The sequence below is a fragment of the Enterobacter cloacae complex sp. IR5412 genome (assembly GCF_049237385.1).
Taxonomy (GTDB): Bacteria; Pseudomonadota; Gammaproteobacteria; order Enterobacterales; family Enterobacteriaceae; genus Enterobacter; species Enterobacter intestinihominis.
This window is the reverse complement of record NZ_JBMKHQ010000014.1, coordinates 114,214-122,160: the sequence shown is the minus strand read 5'-3', so window position 1 is coordinate 122,160 and position 7,947 is coordinate 114,214. Positions and strand designations below refer to the sequence as shown.

At 57.9% G+C, this 7,947-nt stretch carries 7 protein-coding genes; 5 read left to right on the top strand and 2 right to left on the bottom strand.

From position 1 onward, the window contains the following. Positions 1-134: 134 nt before the first annotated feature. Complete coding sequence (locus tag ACOTX2_RS20515) at positions 135-1,199, bottom strand: AI-2E family transporter (RefSeq protein ID WP_003860546.1); 1,065 nt, start codon at positions 1,197-1,199, stop codon at positions 135-137. Between the two features lie 220 nt (positions 1,200-1,419). Here ACOTX2_RS20515 and bepA point away from each other — a divergent pair, with 220 nt between their 5' ends. Both bepA and arsC read left to right on the top strand, forming a co-directional pair. After that, complete coding sequence (bepA, locus tag ACOTX2_RS20510; RefSeq protein ID WP_003860547.1) at positions 1,420-2,883, top strand: beta-barrel assembly-enhancing protease; 1,464 nt, start codon at positions 1,420-1,422, stop codon at positions 2,881-2,883. 13 nt (positions 2,884-2,896) lie between these two features. Continuing rightward, positions 2,897-3,253, top strand: coding sequence for an arsenate reductase (glutaredoxin) (gene arsC / locus ACOTX2_RS20505; RefSeq protein ID WP_063148302.1), 357 nt, complete (start codon positions 2,897-2,899; stop codon positions 3,251-3,253). Here arsC and ACOTX2_RS20500 read toward each other — a convergent pair. After that, on the bottom strand, positions 3,250-4,074 hold the full coding sequence (locus ACOTX2_RS20500; RefSeq protein ID WP_063148301.1) for a helix-turn-helix transcriptional regulator: 825 nt from the start codon (positions 4,072-4,074) through the stop codon (positions 3,250-3,252). The two genes, arsC and ACOTX2_RS20500, sit on opposite strands and share 4 nt — an antisense overlap. 147 nt (positions 4,075-4,221) lie before the next feature. Between ACOTX2_RS20500 and celB the strand changes: the two genes are divergently transcribed. Genes celB through ACOTX2_RS20485 form a run of 3 tightly spaced genes read left to right on the top strand, consistent with a single transcriptional unit; the run spans position 4,222 to position 7,919 of the window. Beyond that, complete coding sequence (gene celB / locus ACOTX2_RS20495) at positions 4,222-5,541, top strand: PTS cellobiose transporter subunit IIC (RefSeq protein WP_022648975.1); 1,320 nt, start codon at positions 4,222-4,224, stop codon at positions 5,539-5,541. 3 nt (positions 5,542-5,544) lie between these two features. After that, positions 5,545-6,501, top strand: a complete 957-nt coding sequence (locus ACOTX2_RS20490) for a N(4)-(beta-N-acetylglucosaminyl)-L-asparaginase (RefSeq protein WP_022648976.1) — start codon at positions 5,545-5,547, stop codon at positions 6,499-6,501. After that, positions 6,501-7,919, top strand: coding sequence for a leucyl aminopeptidase family protein (locus ACOTX2_RS20485; RefSeq protein WP_063148300.1), 1,419 nt, complete (start codon positions 6,501-6,503; stop codon positions 7,917-7,919). Before ACOTX2_RS20490 ends, ACOTX2_RS20485 begins: the two co-directional genes overlap by 1 nt. The last annotated feature ends 28 nt before the right edge of the window (positions 7,920-7,947 follow it).

The following is a 7,947-nucleotide window of genomic DNA, read 5'->3' as shown; positions in this document are numbered from 1 at the left end:
CAGCCGGACCAGGGCATCGCTGACAGCCCTCAGTCATTTAGAAAGCAACTTTATTGCTTCTGCATAAAAAAATTACTGGGGATCCCTCAGCCCCGTGGGAGAGGGTTGGGTGAGGGCATCAGCCCGCACTAAATCTACTTCTCTTCCACCGCCGGCACATCCGGCCACGCGTGGACCACGGCTTTAATCAGCGTCGCCAGCGGAATGGCGAAGAACACGCCCCAGAATCCCCACAGCCCGCCGAAAATCACCACTGACAGGATAATCACCAGCGGATGCAGGTTAACTGCTTCTGAGAACAGCACCGGTACCAGCAGGTTCCCGTCCAGTCCCTGAATAATCAGGTATACGGCGAAACAGCTCCAGAACTCCGTACCCAGACCAAACTGGAACAGCGCCACACCGACTACCGGAATGGTCACCACAAACGCGCCGATATACGGGATCAGAACCGAGAATCCGACCAACACCGCCAGCAGCAGCGAGTAGTTCAGCCCGAAAATCACGAAGCCAATCCAGGTCGCCACGCCCACCACAATCATCTCCAGCACTTTGCCGCGAATGTAGTTGGTGATTTGCTGGTTCATCTCCTGCCAGACCTGACCAGCGAGACCGCGATTGCGCGGCAGCACGCGGCGCACCGCATTCAGCATCTGCTCTTTATCTTTGACCAGGAAAAACACCATTAGCGGCACGAGAACAAGGTAAACCGCCAGCGTCAGCAACCCCACCAGCGAGGCCAGAGAGTATTTCACCACCGAGTCACCCATGGTCATGATGCGGGCGCGCATGTTTTCGGCCATCGCATCGATGATCCCGGCGTCCATCAGCGCAGGATAGCGGCGCGGCAGCGTGGCGGCAAAATCAGACAGTTTATTCAGCATGCCGGGCATGTCGCGGATCAGGTAGATCCCCTGTTGCCAGGCGATGGGCATCACCACGAAGGACATCAGCAGCAGAATGCCTACAAACAGCACCAGGACAATGCTGGTCGCCCAGCGACGGGAACAGCCGATATGTTCCAGACGCGCGGTGGGCCACTCCAGCAGATACGCCAGCACAATTGCCACCAGAAGCGGTGCCAACAGGCCACTAAAGAAGAACAGGATACCGAATCCGGCAACCAGAATGACCAGCAAAGCAATGGCTTCCGGATCGCTAAACCGACGCCGATACCACTGCATTAACATTTCGAGCATACAACCCTTCCCTGAATCGAATGGCGGGAGTGAGACGGTGAATTGTATCTAACTGTCACAAAAAAGACTTTCCTTTTTGTTTCACTGTCAGGTTTCGCAAAACCCTGATGAATGGGATTTTCTTCATCTCTTAACACGGCTACACTCGCAGAGCAGCGGAGATGAACGTTATGCGGGTTCATCGGTCAAATTAGCACATCCAACATACAGGACAGTGGTTATGTTCAGGCAGTTGAGAAAAACACTGGTTGCGACACTGATTGCCGCCGTGACGGTGGGTCAGGTGTTGCCCGCTTTCGCTGACTCGTCCGATTCATTGCCGGACATGGGCACCACGGCAGGAAGCACGCTCTCCATCGGGCAGGAGATGCAGATGGGTGATTATTACGTACGCCAGCTGCGCGGCAGTGCTCCGCTGATTAACGACCCTTTGCTGGTGCAGTACATCAACGGTCTGGGGATGCGACTGGTGGCGCACGCAGACTCGGTAAAAACGCCCTTCCACTTCTATTTAATCAATAACGACGAAATCAACGCCTTCGCCTTCTTTGGCGGGAACGTGGTGCTGCATTCGGCGTTGTTCCGTTATTCCGATAACGAAAGCCAGCTGGCGTCCGTCATGGCGCACGAAATTTCGCACGTCACCCAGCGCCATCTGGCGCGTGCGATGGAAGATCAGAAGCGTAACGCCCCCCTGACCTGGGTGGGCGCGCTGGGCTCTATTCTGCTGGCAATGGCCAGCCCGCAGGCCGGGATGGCGGCGCTTACCGGGACGCTGGCGGGAACGCGTCAGGGGATGATCAGCTTTACCCAGCAGAACGAGCAGGAAGCAGACCGCATCGGCATTCAGGTTTTACAGCGTTCCGGCTTTGACCCGCAGGCCATGCCGAGCTTCCTGGAAAAACTGCTCGACCAGGCACGCTACTCGTCGCGCCCGCCTGAAATTCTGTTGACCCACCCGTTGCCGGAAAGCCGTCTCTCGGATGCGCGTAACCGTGCTAACCAGATGCGTCCGGTCGTCGTGCAGTCCTCGCAGGATTTCTACATGGCCAAAGTGAGAACGCTTGGCATGTACAACTCCGGACGTAATCAGCTCACCAGCGATCTGCTGGACGCGCTGGCGAAAGGCAACGTGCGCGAGAAGAACGCCGCGCAGTATGGTCAGGCACTCCAGGCGATGGAAGCAAGCAAGTACGATGAAGCGCGTAAAGCGCTACAGCCGCTGCTGGCGTCGGCGCCTGACAATCCGTGGTATCTCGACCTCGCAACCGATATCGATTTAGGACAGAAAAAAGCGACCGATGCGATCAACCGTCTGAAAGGGGCGAAAGACATTCGCAACAATCCGGTATTGCAGCTAAACCTGGCGAACGCCTACTTACAGGGCGGCCAGCCCGGCGAGGCGGTGACCATTCTGAACCGCTATACCTTTAACAATAAAGATGACCAGAACGGCTGGGAGCTGCTCGCCCAGGCCCAGGGGCAACTGGGTAATCGCGATCAGGAGCTGGCCGCGCGTGCGGAAGGTCTGGCGCTGGCGGGGCGCCTCGATCAGGCCATTTCCCTGCTAAGCAGCGCCAGCTCACAGGTGAAGCTCGGTAGCCTGCAACAGGCCCGCTACGATGCGCGAATCGACCAGCTGCGTGGCCTGCAACAACGCTTTAAGCCGTACGAGAAGATGTAATAAAGGAGAAGTCATGACAGACGCGGTAAAAATTTACCATAACCCTCGCTGCTCCAAGAGTCGCGAGACTCTGAATCTGCTGAAGTCTAACGACATCGATCCGGAAGTGGTGTTGTATCTGGAGACGCCCCCGGACGCGCAGACGATCTACCAGTTGCTGAAGATGCTGAACATGGGCAGCGCACGCGAGCTGATGCGTCAGAAAGAAGATCTGTATAAATCGCTCAATCTGAACGATACCAGTCTCACTGAAGATCGGCTGATTCAGGCGATGGTCGACAATCCTAAGCTGATTGAGCGCCCGATTGTCGTGGCGAACGGCAAGGCGCGTATCGGCCGTCCACCGGAAGACGTACTCGGGATCGTCTAATCGTTACGCCGCAGCGCTTCCAGAAACGCCTGCGGCGTACTCTCCCCCAGCTTTTTCTGCGCTTTTCCCCGGTTGAAAAATTCACACAGCTGGATCAACAGCTCTCCCGCCGGTTCACTATTCACGTGCGGAATGATCTCACGTAACGGCACGGTGACCTGAAGGGCAAGATAATACTGTGAATGCACTTTTACGGTGACGTTATGCTCCGGCAAGTTCACTGCCAGCCCAAAAGTCTCAATAGATTGAATATCAGCCGGACAGGCAGCCAGCACCTCGTTCGTCCAGCGGGTCAGCAACTGCGGCGAGACACCGGCATAAAGCCGGGCGTAGCACCAGCCGCTGACGGGTTCACGCGCCCAGAGCAGGTGTTGCTCCCCACCGTCGTCCATATGCAGCGATAGCGGCTGATGATGCAGAAGTAGCTTCTGCGGCATGATACCGGCCTTCAGCGCCTTTTTGCCCTGCAACGACGCCCCCTTTTGTCTTACCGAAGCCGGTTTGAGGTAGCGGTTCAGGGTCGCGCGGGAAACGGCGATCCCGAGTCCGTCATTCACCAGCAGCAGCAGTTCATCCAGCGGTGCCCCAGTGATATCCCGCACGGCATTTATCAGTGCCGCCTGCTCTTGTCTCAATGCTTTGTGTATCACTTTTGGCGTTGTGTGGTTATCCGAAACCTGGTCGCGGTTGCGCCAGCGCCTGACGGTGGTGACCGAGATCCCCAGTTCAACAGCTAGCTCTCTGTCGCTTTTATCTGACTGCTGAAGATAGCGACGGATACGCGGTGTGGTGGTGGCGTTAGCATGCAGTTTGATTTCCATCGCGTCTCTCTCCGCAACCAATCTTATGAGATTTATAGTAGAACAGCGAATGCTTTGTGACCGATTTCACCTTTCGCTCGCCGCGCTTCACTGATAATCCACAGACATAACATAAACAACACCTCTCAATCTTGTACGGAGTTCACAATGAACAATGTTCTGGGATTTCTTGAAGCAAAACTGATGCCGCTGGCGGCGAAAACGGCCCAGCAGCGTCATCTTGGGGCCATTCGTGGGGCCTACGTTTCATTCATGCCGTTTATCATCGTCGGCTCCATCCTGCTGGTGATCTCCTCCTTCCCGAATCAGGCCTATCAGCAGTTTATGTCTCAGGCCTTTGGTGAGAGCTGGAGTGCGATTATAGAGATTCCATTCAACGCGGTATTCTCAACCATGTCGCTGTTTATCAGCTTCCTGGTGGCCTACCGCCTGGCTGAGCACTATGGCGAGGACCGCATCTCCTGCGGCATCCTGGCGCTGGTCGCCTTCCTGATCCTGACGCCCTTTATCAAAGTGGCGGAAAACGGCGGCATTACCGTGATGCCGGTGGAGTGGATTGGCAGCAAAGGGTTGTTTGTGGCGATGATCGGTTCCCTGCTGTGGACGGAACTGTTCTGCTGGCTGAAGCGCAAAAAGCTGGTCATTAAAATGCCGGACGGCGTACCTCCGGCGGTGCAGGAGTCGTTCGCGGCGCTGATCCCGGCCCTGCTGGTGATGATTCTGGTGCTTATTATCCGCATCATATTTGAAAACACCCACTACCACACCATCCACCAGTTTATTTATGAAGTGGTTGCCACCCCGGTGCGCCACTACGGCACCTCTTATTTCGGTGCGCTGATGACCGTATTCAGTATCACCATTCTGTGGTCAGTGGGCATTAACTCCGGTTCGATGATCAACGGCATTATTCGTCCGCTGTGGATGGAAAACCAGACCGACAACATCGCCGCGATCCAGGCGGGAACGACGCCGCCGCACATCATCACCGAACAGTTTTTTGACATGATCTGGATGGGCGGCGCGGGCGCCACGCTGTCGCTGGTGATAGCGATGCTGATTTTCGCCCGCAGCAAAAACATGCGTGAGGTGGCGCGCCTCGGCGCAGGAGCCTCGGTATTTAACATCAACGAACCGATCCTGTTTGGCCTGCCGGTGATCATGAACCCGATCATGCTCATCCCGTTTAATCTGGTGCCGCTGGTGCTGGTCACCGTGCAGTATGCGGCGATGAAAATTGGCGCGGTCGCCGTCACCACCGGGGTGTTTATTCCCTGGACGCTGCCGCCGGTTATCAGCGGCTTTATCGTCACCGGGCACCTGAGCGGCAGCGTGATGCAGCTGATCAACCTGCTGATTGGCGCCATGCTGTACCTGCCTTTCATGCGTATCCTGGATAAACAGTACCGCGCCGCGGAGCTGACTACCGCTACGCAACCCGACACCACCCTTGCAAAACAGGAGTAAAGCATGTGGGGAATTATCGCAACCTGGCGAATGGCACTTGAAGGGGTAACGGAATCCGCGTCTGCCCTGGCGGCGGGAAAACCGGTCGCTTCGGCGGTGGTCGATGCCGTCGCTGCCGTGGAAGACTTTCCGCTGTATAAATCCGTCGGCTACGGTGGCCTGCCGACCGAAAACGGCGAGGTGGAGCTGGACGCGGCCTATATGGACGGCGACACGCTGGCGTTCGGCGCCGTGGGGAATCTGGTGGATATCGCCAACCCGGTGCGCGTGGCGCACGCGCTCAGCCGTCAACGCTATAACAGCCTGCTGGTCGGCCAGGGCGCGCGCGAATGGGCGCTGAGCCAGGGCTTTGCCGACAAAACCATGCTCACGGATCGCGCCATGCAGCACTACCGCAAGCGCTGCCGCGAAACGCTGGATAAGGGGTTAAGCCCCTACGACGGACATGACACCGTCGGCATCATTGGCCTTGATAAACAGGGTTCGATGAGCGTCGCCACCTCCACCAGTGGCCTGTTTATGAAAAAACGTGGTCGCCTCGGTGACTCACCCATCATCGGCTCCGGCTTTTACTGCGACAGCGAAACCGGCGCGGCCACCGCCACAGGCGTCGGTGAAGACCTGATGAAGGGCTGTACCAGCTACGAAATCGTTCGCCGGATGGCGCAAGGGATGACGCCGCAGCAGGCGGCGGATTCAGTCGTATTCGAACTGGAAGACAAGCTGATGTCGCGCTTCGGTCGCGCGGGCGATCTCTCCGTGGTGTGCATGAACAACCAGGGCGAATTTGGCGCCGCGACTAACATAAAAACCTTCTCGTTCGTGGTGGCGACGGCTCGCCAGCCCCTCACCGTTTTTCGTACTGAACGCCTGCGGGAGAAAACGCACTATCACGCGGTAGATGAGGAGTGGATGCAGGCCTATGCCGCACGGATCCGCGCGCCGATTGAGGAATCATGATGATCACTTACCAGTTTATCAACGCGCTTTCAGACGCGAAGCCGAACAGCCATTTGATTGCGCGCGCTGACAGTTCCCTGTTACCGGAAAGCGCTCTTGTCGCTGAAATGCGCCAGCAGAGCACCGTCGCGGACGCTCGCTTTGGCTGCGCGCCGTTTGCGCGCATTACTCTGTTGCCGGACGCGCTATGGCATGACGCCCTGACCGAAGGGTTGCTCACCGCCCTGCGACCGCTGCTTACCGCCCCCGCAAGCGCCGAACTCGTGCTGGACGTGACGGATATCGACGATGTGGTGCTGGCGCAGGTGCTGCGTTTTCTCTTTAATCAGGCGCACAGGCTCAGTGACCTGAAGCTGAAGAAGACGAACGAAGCGCTGCGTCTTACCTGCATCACTGCCCTCTGCCTGCCGGAACAGCAGGCGAAGCTGGAGACGACCTTCCGCCAGCAGCAGGCCATTGCGCTCGGCATGATCGCGGCGCGACGTCTGGCGGATATGCCATCCGACCGCTGCACGCCGCAGTTTGTGGTGGAAGAGGCGCAAAAACTGTGTGCCGCCAGCCCTGCCCTGCGCTGCGAGGTGCTGAACGAAAAAGATATTGCTGAGCAGGGTCTTGGACTGCTGCACGCCGTTGGCAAAGGGGCGACCTGCCCGCCGCGTCTGCTGGCTATTCATTATGATGGTGCCAACGACGGCCCGATGCGCTGCTACGTGGGAAAAGGCATTACCTTTGACACCGGCGGCCTGTGGCTGAAGGAAGGCGCGGGCATGTACACCATGAAATATGACATGTGCGGCGCGGCCAACGTACTGGGGCTGATGCTGACCGTTGCGGAGCTGAAATTACCCGTGCGCATCATGGGCGTGCTGGCGCTGGCGGAAAACGCCATCGGCCCCGACGCCATGCAGCCCGGCACGGTGGCAACAGCCTGTAACGGCACCACCGTTGAAATCAATAATACCGATGCCGAGGGCCGGCTGGTGCTGGCTGACGCCATTGCCTGGGCCAGCCAGCGGTACCCGCAGGCCCGCTACATCATTGATATGGCGACTTTGACGGGCGCAGTGGTGAAAGCGCTGGGGTATGAGCTGAGCGGGCTGATGACCCAGGATGAACCGCTGCGCGCCGCGTTGACGCAGGCAGGTAAACGGAGCGGTGACGAGGTGTGGTCTCTGCCGCTGGACGCACGGCTGAAAAAGCAGACCGACAGCGCGATTGCCGATCTGTGCAACACACCGACTAACAATGCAGCGATAAGCGCCTCGGCGGCGTGGCTGCTGCATCACTTCTGTCCGCCGGCGATCCCATGGGCACATCTGGATATCAGCGGGACGGCGCTGTGGCGTGAGAACGGCAGAAGCGTGGCGTCGGGAAGACCGATTCCGCTGCTGGTTGAGCACCTGATGGGGGATCTTTAGCCCGGTGGCGCTGCGCTTACCGGGCCTA

Bases quoted from the DNA above. Each gene is read 5' to 3' on its own strand.
- ACOTX2_RS20515 (WP_003860546.1), bottom strand. From the start codon at position 1,199: ATGCTCGAAATGTTAATGCAGTGGTATCGGCGTCGGTTTAGCGATCCG.
- bepA (WP_003860547.1), top strand. From the start codon at position 1,420: ATGTTCAGGCAGTTGAGAAAAACACTGGTTGCGACACTGATTGCCGCC.
- arsC (WP_063148302.1), top strand. From the start codon at position 2,897: ATGACAGACGCGGTAAAAATTTACCATAACCCTCGCTGCTCCAAGAGT.
- ACOTX2_RS20500 (WP_063148301.1), bottom strand. From the start codon at position 4,074: ATGGAAATCAAACTGCATGCTAACGCCACCACCACACCGCGTATCCGT.
- celB (WP_022648975.1), top strand. From the start codon at position 4,222: ATGAACAATGTTCTGGGATTTCTTGAAGCAAAACTGATGCCGCTGGCG.
- ACOTX2_RS20490 (WP_022648976.1), top strand. From the start codon at position 5,545: ATGTGGGGAATTATCGCAACCTGGCGAATGGCACTTGAAGGGGTAACG.
- ACOTX2_RS20485 (WP_063148300.1), top strand. From the start codon at position 6,501: ATGATCACTTACCAGTTTATCAACGCGCTTTCAGACGCGAAGCCGAAC.